We start from the raw sequence: 15,578 nt of genomic DNA, 5'->3' as shown, positions 1-15,578 counted from the left end.
CCCGGGCTCGGCAAGACGGCGCAGGCGCTGCTCGCGGCCCAGTCGGCCGACGCCTATCCCCTGCTCGTGGTCGCTCCCAACGTCGTCAAGATCAACTGGGCGCGGGAGGCGCAGCTGTGGACCCCGCGGCGCACCGCCACCGTCATCCACGGTGACGGCACCACGATCGACGGGTTCGCCGACATCGTCGTCGTCAACTACGAGGTCCTCGACCGCCACATCGGCTGGCTCGGTGAGCACGGCTTCCGCGGCATGGTGGTCGACGAGGCCCATTTCATCAAGAACCGCAAGTCCCAACGCTCCCAGCACGCGCTCGAGCTCTCCGAGCGGATCCGCGCCCGGACCGCCCGGCCGCTGCTCATGGCGCTCACGGGCACGCCGTTGATCAACGACATCGAGGACTTCCGGGCGATCTGGCAGTTCCTGGGCTGGATCGACGACCGCAAGCCCGAGGCCGAGCTCATGGCGGCGCTGGAGGAGACCGGGCTGGAGCCGGGCGAGCCCGGCTTCTACGCCGCCGCCCGCAGGTGCGTCGTCGACCTCGGTATCGTCCGCCGCCGCAAGATCGACGTGGCCGCCGACATCCCGGCGCGTCGTATCGCCGACATCCCGGTCGAGCTCGACGGCGAGACGGGACGTTCTATCCGTGAGGCCGAGCGCGTGCTCGCCCGCCGGATGGTCGCCCGGTACGACAACGCGCTGGAGCACCGCGCGGCCGGCAAGGTCGTCGACGGGATCGACCGCGAGCTCGTCCGTCTCGTCGCCAAGTGGGAGCGCGAGGAAGACACGAACGAGACCGGCAACGTGTTCGGGATGATGCGCCGGATCGGTCTGGCCAAGGCGGGTCTCGCCGCCGACTACACCGCGCAGCTCGCTCGCAGCGTCGGCAAGGTCGTGTTCTTCGCCAAGCACCTCGACGTCATGGACGTCGCGGAGGAGACGCTCGCCAAGCGCGGACTCCGCTACGCCACCATCCGCGGCGACCAGACGTCGACGCAGCGCCAGCGCGACATCGACGCGTTCGTGAACGACCCCGACGTCGCGGTGATCGTGTGCTCGCTGACCGCCGCCGGCGTCGGCGTCAACCTTCAGGTCGCGTCCAACGTGGTGCTCGCCGAGCTCTCGTGGACCGACGCCGAGCAGACGCAGGCGATCGACCGCGTGCACCGCATCGGTCAGGCCGAGCCGGTCACCGCGTGGCGGATCATCGGCGCACAGACGATCGACGCGAAGGTCGCCGAGCTGATCGACTCGAAGGCCGCGCTGGCCGCGACGGCGCTGGACGGCGAGGCCCTCGACGAGAAGGCGTCGGCCGACGTCCAGCTCGAGGCTCTCGTCGGGCTGCTCACCGACGCGCTGGAGGAGCGGGGCGACTGACGGCCGTACGAGCGTGACGTCGTAACGCTGGGTGACACGTTGCTTGTCGCCCGGCGCTACGACGATCTAGACTCCGTCTACCGCAACGAACGACTCGCTCCGCGCGCGGGGCGACGCCTCTGGCACGGACGACCTCCGCGGCCGGGCACCACCGAAGACCCAGGCCCCTCGCCACCGCGCAGGGCCCCTGCGGCTCGGGCTCTGCGTCCCAGACCGCCCTCCCTCTCGAACGCCGGCGCCCCGGCGAGCGACGCAGTCGGACGTGCTTCACAAGCCACCGACACAGGAGCGAGTCCCATGAAGCGTTCGAGACCCTTCTTCCCTGCCGGCCGAGGCGGCCGATTCGTCGCCGCCGTCGCCGCGCTGACCCTGCTCGGCGGCCTCGGCACCGCCGCTCCGGCAGCAGCCGACGACGAGGTGGTGTCCCGAGGGATCACCATCCCCGCCTTCTACAACCCGCCGAGCTCCCTGCCGTCGGCCGACGGAGCGCTGATCCGTACCGCGCCGCTGAAGCTCGGGCTGAGCCTGCCCGGCCTCAACGGCCCGCTCCCGGGGACGGCGACCCGCCTGATGTACAAGTCGACCGACTCCAACGGGCAGCCCGTCGCGGTCACCGGCGCCTACATCGAGCCGTCAGCGCGGTGGACGGGCACCGGGCCTCGTCCGCTCGTCGTCCTGGCGCCCGGCACGCTCGGGCAGGGCGACCAGTGCGCGGCCTCTCTCGCGCTGGAGAACCCGGTGGCGCTCAACCTCACCGAGGGCACCGTGTCGGTCGGCTACGAGAACCTGGCGACGTACCGCCTGCTCGCCAAGGGCGTCGCGGTCGCGGTCACCGACTACGTCGGGCTCGGCGCCACCGACCGGCTGCACACCTACGTGAACCGCGTCGACGAGGGGCACGCCGTGCTCGACGCTGTGCGCGCCGCTCGTGGACTCGACTCGGCGTCGGTGACCGACGCCTCGCCCGTGGGTCTGTACGGCTACAGCCAGGGCGGCGGAGCCACGGCCGCCGCGGCGGAGCTGCAGCCCTCGTACGCCCCGGACGTCACCCTCTCCGGCGTGTACTCCGGCGCGCCGCCGGCCGACCTGGTGAAGGTGCTCCCCGGCATCGACGGGAGTGCCCTCGCGGCAGCCGCCGGATGGACCGTCAACGGTCTCGCCCAGAGCGAGCCGGCGCTGCGGCCGATCATCGACGCCTATATCAACGACAAGGGCCGCGCCGCACTGGAGGACGTGTCGACCCGGTGCGTCGGGGACGCGATCTTCGCCCACGGCTTCACCAAGACCAGGAGCTGGACCAAGCAGGGCATCTCGCTCGGCGACGTCGTCGCGCGTGAGCCGGCGGTCCAGGCGGCCATCGACAAGCAGCGCATCGGCCGGCTGCGCCCGACCGCCCCGGTCCGCGTCGCCACCGGCGTCGCCGACGACACGGTGCCTCACCGTCAGGCTCGACAGCTCGCCGTCGACTGGTGCGCCAAGGGCGCCAATGTCACCTACGAGCCTGTCTACCTCCCGAACCTCGGCAACAAGCTGGTGCTCCCCAACCACTTCTTGCCGATGCTCGAGGATCAGGGCCAGGCCATCTCGTGGGTGACCGACCGCCTCGCGGGCAAGCCGGCGCGGTCCAACTGCCGGTTCCTGCCGATCATGCCCTGATCCCCTCCCGTCCCCTCCCGTCCCCGTCCCCGATGTGTGCACTTCAGCCTGGTTCTCGGTGCCGGAGTCCTTGATCAGCTGCACACATCGGGGACGGGGCGGAGGTCCAACCGGACCCGATCGGTCCCCGCCGCGAGCGGGTACGAGAGGTGCTGGTGGACCAGCAGCCACCGCCCGTCCCTCCGGCGGAAGACACGGGTCGCACGCGACCAGGTGGTGGCCTCGTCGTCGTCACCATCCTGCGTGACCGCGACCCGGTCCAGGGACCACACCGCTGCGAGGTCACCGCGGACGACGATCTGGGGATCGACCACGTCGAAGTCGATCCGACCGGTTGTCGCCTCCAACCCGCGACGACAGCTCTCACGGACGTCCTCCAGCTCGCGCAGCAGGAGAGGCTCCTCGAGCTCGTACGACGTCACGTCCTGGGCGATGCCAGCCATCATCGCGTCGAGATCCTTGGCGGCGGTGTCCTCGTGCCAGCGCCTCAGCACGGCAGCGACCTCGGCCTCCCCCTCCGAGTCACGACGTCCGCTGTCCTCGGTGAACGAGTGGTGCTCGTGGGCGATGAGCCACCGTCCGTCGACCCTTCGCAGCCCGAGCGTGAGGCGGAGCCGCTGGTCTGGGTGCTCGTCGTGGGATCCTCGCGCGCGGCAGAGCACGAGACCGTGCGCGAAGGCGACGTCGTCTCCCGCGGTGACCTCGAGCGACTCCAGCACGAACTGGCCGTCGCCTCGCTGCCAGGCGAGGAAGTCGCTCCACGACGCCTCGTACGCCTTCATGCCCCGGACGCCCTCGTACGGCGGCGGGACGTCGAACATGACGATGTCGTCGGTGTGGTCGGCCAGCACCGCCTCGAGATCGGTCCCGCGGTCGACCGCGTCGATCCAGCGGGTGATCACGGAGCGGATGTCGGATTCGTGTTCCATCGGTTGCCTCCGGTCTGCAAGTCTGGGTTCGTGGAAGGAACCCCGGCGCAGACCGGAACTCATCGCGCCGAGCCCGACACCGACCTCACGAGCGCGCGTGCCGGCGACGCCGACGCGTTCGCCAGGCTGGTCGCGCCGTACGACCGCGAGCTGCTTCTCCACTGCTACCGGATGCTCGGATCGACCGCGGACGCGGCGGACGCCCGGCAGGAGACGCTGCTGCGCGCCTGGCAGGGTCTCGACCGGTTCGACGGCCGGCACCTGCGGGCCTGGCTCTATCGCATCGCGAGCAACCGGTGTCTGACCATGATCGACCGGCGCGGTCGACGTGAGCTTCCGATGACGCTCGCCGCCGGTGACGCCGAGGTGTCCTGGCTCGAGCCGCTGCCGGGGAGCTGGCTCGGGTCGACGCCCGAGGAGCAAGCGATCGATCGGGAGACCGTACGGCTGGCATTCGTCGCTGCGCTGCAGACCCTCCCTGCGGCACAGCGCGCCGTGCTTCTGCTGCGTGACGTCCTCGCCTTCAGGGCGGCCGAGGTCGCCGGCATCCTCGACCTCAGCGTGCCGGCGGTCACCAGCCTTCTGCAACGCGCCCGCGCAGCGGTCGCCGACGGGTTGCCGGCGCCGAGCTCCACGAGCGACGACGCCGGTCTCGACGCGTTGGCTGAGCGCTACACCCGCGCATGGGAGGCCGGCGACGTCGACCAGATCGTCGCCCTGCTCGCCGAGGACGTGCGCTACGCCATGCCGCCTGAGCCGCGCTGGTACCTCGGCTCAGCCTCGGTCGCCGCCTTCCTGCGAGACGGTCCCCTCCAGGCGAGGTGGCGGTTCCTGAGGACCGAGGCCAACGGTCAGCTCGCCTTCGCGACGTACATGTTCGACGCCCAGCACGGAGACTTCCGACCCGCAGGGCTGGACGTCCTCAGCGTGGCGGACGGCTCCGTACGGGAGGTCGTCAGCTTTCTCGATGCGGACTTCGCCGCGTTCGGCCTGCCGACGACGCTCCCCGCGTGAGCCCGCACGCAACCGTCCCGCCCGCGATTTGTGCACCTCATCAAGGTTTCGGATGGAACTACCTTGACCAACTGCACGAATCGGGGACGGGACGGGAGCTGGAGCGGACCGGCGGGCTACTTCTTGAAGGCGTCCTTGACGTTCTCGCCGGCCTGCTTCAGGTCGCTCTTGCTCTGGTCGGTCTTGCCCTCGGCCTCCTGGGACTCATCGCCCCGCGCCTTGCCGGCGGCCTCCTTGGCCTTGCCCTTGGCGTCCTCACCGGTGTTCTTCAGCTTGTCGTCGAGACCCATCGAGGTCATCCCCTTCGGTTGATCCTGCTCGGTCCTCCCATGGTGCCCCGTGGGAGGCGGTCTCACACATCGCGCGAGGTCCCCTCCGCGTACGCGGCCAGGTTCGCCAAGGACGAGGCCAGCCCGGCGCGGTGGTCGGCGGCGGAGATGCCCGCCGGCACGTCGTCGGCACGAACCTCGACGCGCGTCCCGCTCCCCGTCCACGCGATCGTCCAGGTCATCGTCATCGTCCCGGCGTACGCGGGATCGTCCGACGGGAACTCCACGGCCTCGACGACTCGCGCACCCGGCACGAGCTCGACGAAGCGGGCCTCGACGACGTCGGAGTCGGCGGTCGCCTTGCCGGTGACGGTGGTGACGTCGTCGTAGGTCAGCACCATCCGGTAGGACCCGCCCGGCCGGAGGTCGTACCGGTCGATTCGGGCGGTCATGCCGTCGGGCGGGAGCCACGCGACGCGCGCCTCCGGATCGGTCAACGCGTCGTAGACCCGCTGCGGCGGTGCCGCGACAGTGCGAGAGGCCGAGTCGGTGCGTCCCATGGTCTCAGCCGGCCGTGTGCTCGACCTCGACCGTGACCCGGTCGGGATAGAACGCCACGTGCCCGCGGATGCTCGCGACGGCGTCATAAGGCCCGGGGTACGTCCACCCGGCATCCTCGACGATGCCTTCGGGAGTGGTGATCGAGACATAGCTCGCCGTGCCCTTGAACGGGCAGTAGGTGGACGTGTCGGTCGGAGACACCACCGACGCGTCGAGGTCGGACCGAGGGACGTAGACGACCGGCGGATAGGTCGACTCCCGCAGCGTCAGAGCGGCGGTCGTGTCGGCGACGACGGTGTCACCGACCAGGACCCGGACCCTTGAGGGTGTCGGTTCCACGGAGATCGGATGAAGAGCATCGGGAAGACGGCGTCTGCGGCTCATCTCAGCGCCAACCGCCAGTACGACCGGCGTATTCCGGTCGAGCCCCGGTCAGACCATCGGAGGGAGGGCGCGCGTCTGCACCAGCATCTCCGCGACCCTGCGCAACCGGAGGTTGTGGTGCTGCGAGTAGCGCTTGAGGACCTCGAACGCCCGCGGCTCGTCGAGACCGAACCGCTCCATCAGGATCCCCTGTGCCTGACCGATCAGCTTGCGGGAGTCGAGCGCGAGCTGCAGGTGAGCCTCACGGTCGGCCCGGACGAGGGCTACCGCTGCGTGCCGGGCGAAGAGGTGCGCCAGCGCGCTGTCGTCCTCGTCGAAGAACCGAGGAACGCAGGAGTAGAGCGAGACCACACCGATCCGGCGTCCCTGGATCGGGAGCCCGACGGCGAGCAGACTCTTGAAACCGCGCTCGGACAGGCCGGAGGTCCAGTCGCGCCACCGCGTCTCTCGACCCAGGTCGCCGACACGGAGGGTCTGGTCCCAGTCGGAGCTGAGCCACGGGCCTTCCTGGCACTTCTCCTGGATCTCGTCGACCTCCACGACCAGGTCGCTGGTGGCGGCCACCGTCTCGAGGCGGCTGTTGCCGCGCAACAGCGTCACACCCGCCGCATCCATCTCGAGTGTCTCGCAGAGGTACGCGATGACCTGCTCGGCCGTCTCCTCGAGGGAATCAGCGGCATGCAGCTCCTCGACGATCTCGACCAGCTCTTGATGGTCGAGGCGCGCATCTTCCATACCGCAGCCGCTCCTGAACAGACTTGTCCCCGGGATCTGCCTGGCAGTCTAAGCAGCACATATTTTCTATCACCTTCGCCGCGGCGCGTCGTCATCGGCACGCGGCTCCGGAGGCTGGCGCTGGGTCAGGCAGGGTCGGCCGCGTGCATGTGGCCGTAGGCGTACTCGCTTCGTCGCAGCAGCATCGCGACCAGCATGAAGAGGGGCATCAGCACGTGCCCCAGCATCATCAGACCCATCTCGGCGAGCACACCGGCCCACAGCAGCGGGAACAGCACCCAGAACCCGGCGTACATGGCGAGGGTCATCTCCACGACGAGCTGGAGGCGGGCGCGATGGAACCGCATCCACGCCACCATCGTGATGCTCATCGCCGTCGCCATCGCCGTCGCGTCGACGTCGGGGCGCGAGGCCCACGCGGAGACGGCGGTCGACCCGGCCAGGACGCTCCACAGGGGGTAGAGGGCCGCCATGCCGACAAGCATGGCCACGATCATCTCCAGGTAGTGACGGGTGAACGTCCAGGCCGGACGCCGCCACCACGAGAGCGGGCGCTCGGCTTCGGCGGTGACGGACGCGCCACCGTGATGCTGGGACGTCATGAGGATCCCCCCTCAACTCGTACGCGTGTGTACGAGATCAAGGTAACACCAACTCGGACACATGTGTACGAATTGTTTCTGGGATGGCACGCACCGACCGCCGTGCGTCCGTACGGCGACTACTCGACGTCGGCGGGAAGCTCGCGCGTCCTGATGAGCTCGTCAGCGATCTCGCGCAGCGGGACGTCGTGGCTCGTCGACGCACGGCGCAGGACGTTGAACGCCTGGTCGGCCGAGAGGCCGAAGCGTTCCATCAGCATTCCCTGCGCCTGCCCGATGGCGACTCGGGTCGCCAGCGCCGACCGGAAGCTCTGCTCCTTGCGGGTCGACGAGATCACGACCGCGATCTGGGTGGCGGCGAGATAGCCCAGCTCCCTCGCCTCGTCGTCGAAGGCGTCGACCTCTTTGCCGGAGCGGTTGAGCGCTCCGATCGTCTCGTCGCTGGTGAAGAGGCGATAGCTGACGATGCTGCGGACACCGAGGTCGTGCACGACGCTGCCGGCCCACAGCGGCCACCGGGGGTCGTGTGCCAGGTCGGCCGCGTAGACCGTCGGGGTCTCGACCACGGCATCGAGCGACGGACCCTCGCCGAGCTCGGCCTGGAGCTGGTCGGCCCGCAGAGCCAACGAGTCGCTCTCGGCGAGACTCTCGAAGGACTCTCGGCCGGCGAAGGTGATGCTTGCGGCCGCACAGCCGCCGATGTAGGTCGCGACGAACTCGACCGACTGCTGAGCGACGGAGTCGACGGTCTCGGCCGCGTCGATGTCGCGCGCCGCCATAGCCAGGTCGCCGAGAGCGCCCGAGGGGGTGTTGGAGAGCACGACTCAGATTACTCCGTGCTGTCATCGCCCCGGTAGACCGTGGTCTGGCGACATCGGAATCTGTGTCCGGACCGTTGTGGAGCAGAGACGCCAGGACGCACGCACGTGTGACCGGACCCATACCCGCCGGCCGCCTCATCCCGCGGGAGCCGCCATCACCGCAGGCCAGCGCGTTGCGACGGTGCCCGCGTCGTACTTCGCCATGAACAGCGGCTTTACCGCGCGATGAAATGACTGCTATACAGGCGGCCGAACGCGCGTGCCGCAATCGGAGTCGGCCGTGCAGAAGGGAGCTTCGCATGACCGACGTCGACACAGCTCTGAACGAGGAGACGCCCTACGCGCGCGTTGGCGGTGGAAGTGCTGTCCGCGTGGTGGTCGATCGTTTCTACGAGCTCGTCATCGCCGACCCGCAGCTGGCTCCCTACTTCGCCAACGCCGACCTCCCCACGCTGAAGCAGCACCAAGTGCACCTGATCTCCCACCTTCTCGGTGGACCGGTCGAGTACACCGGCCGTGAGCTGCGGGACGCACACGTCGGCCTCAACATCACCCACGAGGCGTACGCGCTCGTGACGAAGCATCTGGTCGCGGCCCTCACCGAGGCAGGCGTCCCCGACGACATCATCGCGACGCTCGGCGGCACGCTCGTCGCGGTCGAGCCGGACATCGTCAGTCAGGAGAGCTGACCGGCGTGGATCCAGCAGCACTCAAGGAGAGCTGGGCGTACGTCGCCAAGCACGGCGACGACGTCCCGCTCTTCTTCTACTCGCACCTCTTCCTGTCCCACCCCGACGTCCGGTCGATGTTCCCCGTCTCGATGTCCGCGCAGCGGGACAAGCTCGTGACGGCGCTCGGCACCGTCGTCAGCAACGTCGACAGCCTCGAGAACGTCGTGCCCGTGCTCGGACAGCTCGGGAGCGACCACCGTCGCTTCCGGGTCTCCCCTGACCAGTACAACGCCGTCGGCGGCTCCCTCCTCGCGACCCTCAAGCACTTCCTCGGCGAGCAGTGGACGGACGAGCTGGCGGCGGACTGGGCCGCGGCGTACGGCGTGATCGCCAAGACGATGGTCCAAGGAGCCGAGGAGTCGGCCAAGACCACGCCTTCGTGGTGGGACGCGGAGGTCGTCGACGTGGAGCGACGCACGCTCGACGTCGCGGTCGTCCGGCTCCGGCTCGACCAGCGTCTCCCGTACCGGCCTGGTCAGTCGATCGCCGTCGAGGTTCCCCAGCGTCCTCGTCTGTGGCGTTACTACAGCCCGGCGAACGCGCCGCGCGACGACAGCTCCATCGATCTGCACGTGCAGATCGTCGACGGCGGGCAGGTCAGCAGCGCCATCGTCAAGGACCTGCAGCGTGGTGACACCGTCCGGATGAGTGCTGCCGTCGGTGTCGCTCTGACGCTGGAGGATCCGACGCGAGACCTCCTCCTGGTCGCCGGAGGCACAGGCCTCGCCCCGATGAAGGCGGTCATCGAAGAGGTCGACGCCTACTGGCGCCAGACGGGACGTGGCCCGAAGGTCCACCTGTTCCACGGTGCGCGCATGCCGTGGAACCTCTACGACGACGAGGCGATGCGCGAGATGACGAAGCGTCCGTGGTTCTCCTACGACGCAGCCGTCTCCGACGACACGACCTACCGGGGCCAGCGTGGCACCGTGGGCCACGTCGCGGCGGCGCGCGGCGGCTGGCGAGGCTACCGGGCGTTCGTCTGCGGGTCACGCGGGATGGTCGAGAACACCGTCCCTCAGCTCGTCTCCGCGGGGATCCCGCCCAGCGACATCCGTTACGAGGACTTCGGCGAAGGCGGCTACCGACCGCGCGACACGGCAAAGGACGGGTAACAGCCATGACGACCCCCACGGATACCAGCAGAATCTCGTCAGAGATCCGTCAAGCCACCTTCACGGTCCGTCGGCGCGGGCTCGACGAGCAAGAGGTCGGTGACTACCTGAGCCAGCTCGCCATGGCCGTCCAGCGCCTCGAGGAGGACAACGCGAGGCTGCGCGCCGACCTCCGCACCAAGGAGGAGGAGAAGCACAGCGAGCCGATCAGCGCCCAGGCCGTCATCATGTTCGCCGAGGCCCAGAAGGTCGCCGACAGCCTCATCGACGAGGCGGTCACGCACGCGCGCGACCTCATGATGTCGGCACGGGCGCAGCAGCGCGACATCGTCCGAGACGCGCACGACGCCGCGACCGAGGCCGTCCGCAAGGTCGAGCCGCTGGCACAGACGACCGAGGGCACCCGTTACGACCACCCGATCCCCGAGATCGAGTACGTCCGCACGTTCGCGAAGGTCGCGCAGATCCAGCTCCGGTCCGTGCTCGACGCGCTGACCGAGCAGGTCGACGCGCTGGGCGAGATGCCGAAGCTCGAGACGACGCAGAAGCGTCTCGAGCCACCGGTCGGACCGTGACTATCCGGGCTCGCCGGAGCCGAGGGCGTCGGCGAGCCCGCGCATGCCGGCAAGCAGTCCACCGTCGACCCGCAGGTCGGTGCCGGTGATCCAGCTCGCACGGTCGGAGAGGAGGAAGGCCACCGCGTCCGCGACGTCCTGCGGCACGCCCACCCGCTGCAGCGGGTACCAGCCGGTGGCCTCGTCGAGCGCGTGGGGATCGGCCGCCAGCTGCCTCCGGCGTACGGCGTTGATGACCGTCCCGGGTGACACCGAGTTGACGCGGACACCGTGCGGCCCGTACTGGACGGCGAGGGTGCGGGTGAGGTTGAGCACCCCGGCCTTGGCTGCGCTGTAGATGTCGGTGCCGAAATAGGCGTGCCCGTTCACCGAGGCGATGTTGACGACCGAGCCACGACCGGCCTCGCGCATCGCCGGGAGCAGTGCCTGGCAGAGTCGGAACGTCCCTCCGAGGACGACGTCGAGGTCCTGTGACCAGGTCGCCTCGTCGATGGTCTCGAAGGGCTCCCCGCTGCAGGTAGCCGCTCCGTTGACGAGGCGGTCAGGAGGCCCGAGGCGCCGGACCAGGTCGGAGGCGACCTGGCGGACCTCGTCGGCGGACCGCAGGTCCAGACCGACGGCCTCCGCGCCGTCGAGGTCGTCAGCCACCGCCTGGACCGTGTCGAGGTCACGGTCGGCCAGCACGACGTGCGCGCCTTCGGCCGCCAGGGTTCGGGCGATGGCCTGCCCGATGTCGCTTGCCGCACCTGTCACGATCGCATGTGTCATGACGGAACCCTGTCGGGTCGTGGTCAGAAGGGCAACCGTCGCGGACGTGGGGACGTTCGTGGAGCGGTGATCAGGAGCGTGCGAGGGTGTCGAGGTCGCGCACCGCGTAGCGGTGGTGCTCGACCTCTTCGCCGAGCACCACTCCGAGGCAGCGCCGTACGACGTACTCGTGGTCGGGGTACGGGTCCGCGGGCTTGCGCCGGCAGACCCGGTCCAGCTCGGCCTCGGTCAGCCCGTCGACGAGGCGCCGCACCGAAGCCATGCGCTCGGACCGCGCAGCGAGCACCTGGTCGAGCGACGGCGTGGCGTCGAGCGTCAGCCCCAGCGCGGATGCGACATCGGCCGGCATCCCGCTGGAAGGAAGCCCCAGCGGATGGTACGGCGCCTCCTGCTCGAGCACGGCGTTGCCGAGCCAGGCATCCGTGGCGAACAGCAGGTGGCGCTGAGTCTCGACGAACGACCACTCACCATCGACGCGCTCGTGCAACGCCGACTGCGGCATCAGCCTGGCGCGATCGACCGTCACAGCCCACATCGCCTCGATGGCGTCCCAGGCGGCCTGGTAGTCGGCCGGAGTGACGGCGCCCCGGGCGAGGACCCGCTCGGGCTGCCGCTCGTCGAGCTCGCCCTGGACGTACGCGGCGACGTCGACGTCGTTGACGACGATGCGTGTGAACTGACCGCCGACATAGACGTCCTCCCCGTAGCAGTCGACGATCTTCAGCCCATCGACCGCGCAGTCGCGGACCTCCAGACCGGAGAGGTCGGACTCGGAGATCCGGGCGCCACGGAACTGGTCGCTCTTCTCGTACTCAGCAGCCACCGAGCAAGTCTTGCGCAACGGTCTTCCGTTCCACAAGGCGCGATGCGGGCTACGACTGGAGGGGCTCCCCCGTCTCGAGCAGCGTCTTGAGCCCGGACAGGACGGTCATCCAACCGACCCCGGCCACACTCCTCGCGGTGCCCGGCGACTGCTCCAGCTGGTCGTGGACCACCGTCAGCAGGCACACTCCGGAGTCTCGTGGCTCGATCTCCCACGTGACGCGACTGAGCGGCTCCGACGCGAGCTCCGGGTCGTACGCCGACGTCCAGCCGTGGACGAGACGTCGTGGCGGATCGAACACCATCACCTCGGTGTCACCCCACGACGAACCGTCGGAGCCGTAGGCCTCGTAGCCCTCCGGCGTCACGGAGATGCGGGCGCCGTAGAAGTACTGCGCGGTGAACTGGGGCGAGACGAGCGCCTCCCAGAGCTTCTCGGGGGTCGTCTTGACGAGGATCTGATAGACCTGCACGGTCGTCGCCTGCGCGTCCTGCGTGTTGCCGATGGTGCTCATGTGCCCTCCTGCGAACGGTTGTCTTCGAGCCTGGCCTTGAGGTCTGAGAGAGCGGCGACCCGTTGCTCGGTGAACTTGTCGATCCAGCGGTCGTGGACCAACCGGATCGGCACCGGGTTGAGGAAGTGCAGGGTGGAGCGTCCCTCCTTGCGCGTGACGACCAGGCCGGCCTCCACGAGCACCTTGAGATGCTTCATCACACCGAACCGGGTCATCTCGAACTCTTCCTCCAGCTCCGTCAGCGTGCGCCCGTCCCGCGCGAAGAGCAGGTCCAGCAGGCGCCGACGCGTGCCGTCGGCCAGGGCCCGGAACACCACCTCGTCGATGTCGTCGTCTCTCACGCCCTCGACGTTATGTGACCAAATGGTCACACGTCAAGCCCGGGCCGGCGCGCCACCTCGCTCGGTACGGCGTGGACCCGCATGAGATCTTCGAGAGGGGATGGTTCGGCAAGCGAAGGAAGAGACATGCAGCAGGTGAAGGCAGTGATCGCACGCGCCAAGGGCGAGCCGGTCGAGGTGACGACGATCAACGTCCCCGACCCCGGACCCGGCGAGGCGGTGGTCGCCGTCCAGGCCTGCGGCGTCTGTCACACCGACCTCCACTACCGGGAGGGCGGGATCAACGACGAGTTCCCCTTCCTGCTGGGCCACGAGGCGGCCGGCGTCGTCGAGGCGGTCGGACCTGACGTGACGAGCGTGGCCCCCGGAGACTTCGTGGTCCTCAACTGGCGGGCCGTCTGCGGCGAGTGCCGTGCGTGCAAGCGCGGCGACCTCCAGTACTGCTTCGACACGCACAACGCCACCCAGAAGATGACGCTTGCCGAGGGCCCCGACGCGGGCACGGAGCTGACCCCCGCGCTCGGCATCGGCGCGTTCGCGGAGAAGACCCTCGTCGCCGCCGGCCAGTGCACCAAGGTCGACCCGTCGGCTCGTCCTGCCGCCGTGGGCCTCCTGGGATGTGGGGTGATGGCCGGCATCGGTGCCGCCATCAACACCGGAGGTGCCACGCGGGGCCGCTCGGTGGCCGTCATCGGGTGCGGAGGTGTCGGCGTCGCCGCGATCGCCGGTGCGGCGCTCGCCGGCGCATCGCCCGTCATCGCCGTCGACATCGACGCCAAGAAGCTGGAGGCTGCCCGCAGGCTCGGCGCGACCCACACCGTGGACTCCTCGACGACCGATCCGGTCGAGGCGATCCGCGAGATCGTCGGCGAGGTGTACGAGGGTGCCGAGGGAGCCGACCTCGTGATCGAGGCCGTCGGTCGTCCCGAGACGTGGAAGCAGGCGTTCTACGCTCGCGACCTCGCCGGCACCGTCGTCCTGGTGGGCGTGCCCACGCCCGACATGACGCTTCCTGACATCCCGCTGGTGGAGATGTTCAGTCGCGGCGGCGCGCTGAAGTCGAGCTGGTACGGCGACTGCCTGCCGTCGCGCGACTTCCCGATGCTGGTCGACCTCTATCGGCAGGGCCGGCTCGACCTCGACGCGTTCGTCACCGAGGAGATCGGGATCGGCGACGTCGAGGCCGCCTTCGCCCGCATGCACGACGGCGACGTGCTCCGCTCGGTGGTGATCCTCTGATGGCCCGCGTGGACCACGCCGTCGCGTCCGGCACCTTCAGCCTGGACGGGGAGACCTTCGAGGTCGACAACAACATCTGGGTGGTCGGGGACGATCGGGAGTGCGTGGTGATCGACGCCCCACACTCCGTGGAGGACATCCTCGCCGTCGTCGGTGACCGGACGGTGACCGCGATCGTGTGCACCCACGCTCACGACGACCACGTCCGGGTGGCCCCCGCCCTCCGCGAGCGGGTGGGCGCCCCGATCATGCTGCACCCGGCCGACCGGCCGCTCTGGGAGCTCACCCATCCCGACACCACGTGGGACGTCGATCTCGCCGACGGCGACACGATCACGGTCGGCGGGACCGAGCTGCGCGTCCTGCACACGCCGGGACACGCGCCGGGTGCGGTCTGCCTCTACGCCGAGGACATCGGCTGCGTCTTCACCGGCGACACGCTCTTCCAGGGCGGCCCCGGCGCGACCGGACGGTCGTACTCCGACGCCGACGTCATCCGCGAGTCGATCCGATCCACGTTGTTCACCCTCCCGGAGGACACCGTCGTGCACACCGGCCACGGTGACGACACGACGATCGCCGCCGAGAAGGCAGGGATGACCGACTAGGTCGCGTCGCGCACCCGCTCGGCGAAGCGGACCGTGCGCTCGCGGAGACCGGCGACCCGGCGCGCGACGAACGCGTCCGGGTCGCCGGCTCCCTCGGCGCGGGTCGGCCGACGCCTCGCGTGCCCGGAGCAGGAGAGGTCGGCATGCACGAGCGTGCCGACGGTGTTGCCGTTGCGACCCGACGACCCCGACCGCTTGGCGACGTAGAGCACGACGTCCTCGGTCGCCTTGACGTCCTCGCACCACGTGCAGATGGCAGGCCGATGCCCGGTCGTCTGGGCCGTCCGGAGCAGCAGGCCGACGAGACCCTCGGCGGTGGGGACGACGGCGTAGGCGCGCCGTGGCGCCTTGGGATCAACCCAGCCGAGGAAGTCGCGGGAGTCCCAGTCCACCTCGTCGAGGGACGGAGGCACAGGCGCCTGGGTCGCCTCTCGACGCGAGGCGTTCACGAACGATGAGCGGATCTCGGACTCGGTGACGGGATGCATGACGGACTCTCACGGCTGGGGGCGGGGG

The 15,578-nt window shown here is 69.6% G+C and carries 20 protein-coding genes; 8 read left to right on the top strand and 12 right to left on the bottom strand.

Annotated features, from left to right (window positions below):
* Together PV363_RS08685 and PV363_RS08680 are read left to right on the top strand one after the other, a co-directional pair.
* Nucleotides 1-1,377: DEAD/DEAH box helicase (locus tag PV363_RS08685; RefSeq protein ID WP_301022137.1), on the top strand; the 1,377-nt coding region annotated here is incomplete at its 5' end.
* A 297-nt stretch (nucleotides 1,378-1,674) separates the two neighbouring features.
* Complete coding sequence (locus PV363_RS08680) at nucleotides 1,675-3,033, top strand: lipase family protein (protein WP_220340993.1); 1,359 nt, start codon at nucleotides 1,675-1,677, stop codon at nucleotides 3,031-3,033.
* Between the two features lie 74 nt (nucleotides 3,034-3,107).
* Here the strand turns inward: PV363_RS08680 and PV363_RS08675 are convergent, their stop codons facing one another.
* Complete coding sequence (locus PV363_RS08675) at nucleotides 3,108-3,962, bottom strand: SgcJ/EcaC family oxidoreductase (protein WP_301022136.1); 855 nt, start codon at nucleotides 3,960-3,962, stop codon at nucleotides 3,108-3,110.
* 30 nt (nucleotides 3,963-3,992) lie between these two features.
* Here PV363_RS08675 and PV363_RS08670 point away from each other — a divergent pair, with 30 nt between their 5' ends.
* Entirely contained in the window at nucleotides 3,993-4,976 is a 984-nt protein-coding gene (locus tag PV363_RS08670; protein WP_301022135.1) for an RNA polymerase subunit sigma-70, read from the top strand.
* A gap of 116 nt (nucleotides 4,977-5,092) precedes the next feature.
* Here PV363_RS08670 and PV363_RS08665 read toward each other — a convergent pair whose 3' ends face one another.
* The 6 genes from PV363_RS08665 to PV363_RS08640 all read right to left on the bottom strand — a co-directional run bounded on the left by PV363_RS08665 (nucleotide 5,093) and on the right by PV363_RS08640 (nucleotide 8,348).
* Nucleotides 5,093-5,275, bottom strand: a complete 183-nt coding sequence (locus tag PV363_RS08665) for a CsbD family protein (RefSeq protein WP_308289369.1) — start codon at nucleotides 5,273-5,275, stop codon at nucleotides 5,093-5,095.
* Nucleotides 5,276-5,328: 53 nt separating this feature from the next.
* Nucleotides 5,329-5,805 carry an SRPBCC family protein gene (locus tag PV363_RS08660; protein WP_220365553.1) on the bottom strand — a complete coding sequence of 159 codons (477 nt, stop codon included), beginning with the start codon at nucleotides 5,803-5,805 and terminating at the stop codon, nucleotides 5,329-5,331.
* A 4-nt stretch (nucleotides 5,806-5,809) separates the two neighbouring features.
* A complete protein-coding gene (locus tag PV363_RS08655) occupies nucleotides 5,810-6,145 on the bottom strand; it encodes a DUF427 domain-containing protein (RefSeq protein WP_301022134.1) in 336 nt (111 codons plus the stop codon).
* Nucleotides 6,146-6,238: 93 nt separating this feature from the next.
* Nucleotides 6,239-6,925 (bottom strand): GAF and ANTAR domain-containing protein, encoded by a 687-nt coding sequence (locus PV363_RS08650; RefSeq protein ID WP_301022133.1) that lies wholly within the window; start codon nucleotides 6,923-6,925, stop codon nucleotides 6,239-6,241.
* A 125-nt stretch (nucleotides 6,926-7,050) separates the two neighbouring features.
* On the bottom strand, nucleotides 7,051-7,527 hold the full coding sequence (locus PV363_RS08645) for a hypothetical protein (protein ID WP_220346734.1): 477 nt from the start codon (nucleotides 7,525-7,527) through the stop codon (nucleotides 7,051-7,053).
* 119 nt (nucleotides 7,528-7,646) lie between these two features.
* A complete protein-coding gene (locus PV363_RS08640) occupies nucleotides 7,647-8,348 on the bottom strand; it encodes a GAF and ANTAR domain-containing protein (protein ID WP_301022132.1) in 702 nt (233 codons plus the stop codon).
* A gap of 299 nt (nucleotides 8,349-8,647) precedes the next feature.
* Here PV363_RS08640 and PV363_RS08635 point away from each other — a divergent pair, with 299 nt between their 5' ends.
* From PV363_RS08635 to PV363_RS08625, 3 genes are read left to right on the top strand one after another with little or no spacing between them, the layout of a single operon-like run.
* Nucleotides 8,648-9,037 (top strand): group 1 truncated hemoglobin, encoded by a 390-nt coding sequence (locus PV363_RS08635; protein ID WP_301022131.1) that lies wholly within the window; start codon nucleotides 8,648-8,650, stop codon nucleotides 9,035-9,037.
* Nucleotides 9,038-9,042: 5 nt separating this feature from the next.
* Nucleotides 9,043-10,194, top strand: a complete 1,152-nt coding sequence (locus PV363_RS08630; protein WP_220340984.1) for a globin domain-containing protein — start codon at nucleotides 9,043-9,045, stop codon at nucleotides 10,192-10,194.
* Nucleotides 10,195-10,199: 5 nt separating this feature from the next.
* A complete protein-coding gene (locus tag PV363_RS08625) occupies nucleotides 10,200-10,769 on the top strand; it encodes a DivIVA domain-containing protein (RefSeq protein ID WP_220340983.1) in 570 nt (189 codons plus the stop codon).
* Here PV363_RS08625 and PV363_RS08620 read toward each other — a convergent pair whose 3' ends face one another.
* From PV363_RS08620 to PV363_RS08605, 4 genes are all read right to left on the bottom strand, one after another.
* The gene (locus tag PV363_RS08620; RefSeq protein ID WP_301022130.1) at nucleotides 10,770-11,537 is read right to left on the bottom strand and encodes an SDR family oxidoreductase; all 768 of its coding nucleotides are present in this window, start codon (nucleotides 11,535-11,537) and stop codon (nucleotides 10,770-10,772) included.
* Between the two features lie 70 nt (nucleotides 11,538-11,607).
* A complete protein-coding gene (locus PV363_RS08615) occupies nucleotides 11,608-12,360 on the bottom strand; it encodes a DinB family protein (RefSeq protein WP_301022129.1) in 753 nt (250 codons plus the stop codon).
* A 49-nt stretch (nucleotides 12,361-12,409) separates the two neighbouring features.
* A complete protein-coding gene (locus PV363_RS08610) occupies nucleotides 12,410-12,874 on the bottom strand; it encodes an SRPBCC domain-containing protein (protein WP_220340980.1) in 465 nt (154 codons plus the stop codon).
* Nucleotides 12,871-13,215 (bottom strand): metalloregulator ArsR/SmtB family transcription factor, encoded by a 345-nt coding sequence (locus tag PV363_RS08605; RefSeq protein ID WP_220340979.1) that lies wholly within the window; start codon nucleotides 13,213-13,215, stop codon nucleotides 12,871-12,873. Before PV363_RS08605 ends, PV363_RS08610 begins: the two co-directional genes overlap by 4 nt.
* 126 nt (nucleotides 13,216-13,341) lie before the next feature.
* On the opposite strand from PV363_RS08605, the gene PV363_RS08600 reads away from it, so the two are divergent.
* Nucleotides 13,342-14,454: an S-(hydroxymethyl)mycothiol dehydrogenase gene (locus tag PV363_RS08600; protein WP_220340978.1), complete on the top strand. Its 1,113-nt coding sequence runs from the start codon at nucleotides 13,342-13,344 to the stop codon at nucleotides 14,452-14,454.
* The gene (locus PV363_RS08595) at nucleotides 14,454-15,062 is read left to right on the top strand and encodes an MBL fold metallo-hydrolase (protein ID WP_301022128.1); all 609 of its coding nucleotides are present in this window, start codon (nucleotides 14,454-14,456) and stop codon (nucleotides 15,060-15,062) included. Before PV363_RS08600 ends, PV363_RS08595 begins: the two co-directional genes overlap by 1 nt.
* On the opposite strand, the gene PV363_RS08590 is transcribed toward PV363_RS08595, so the two are convergent.
* Complete coding sequence (locus tag PV363_RS08590; protein WP_220346728.1) at nucleotides 15,059-15,550, bottom strand: FBP domain-containing protein; 492 nt, start codon at nucleotides 15,548-15,550, stop codon at nucleotides 15,059-15,061. The two genes, PV363_RS08595 and PV363_RS08590, sit on opposite strands and share 4 nt — an antisense overlap.
* Between the last annotated feature and the right edge of the window lie 28 nt (nucleotides 15,551-15,578).

The organism is Mumia sp. (assembly GCF_028803055.1).
Lineage (GTDB): Bacteria > Actinomycetota > Actinomycetes > Propionibacteriales > Nocardioidaceae > Mumia.
Note: the sequence above shows the minus strand (reverse complement) of the source record. Positions and strands in the feature narration are given on the sequence as shown.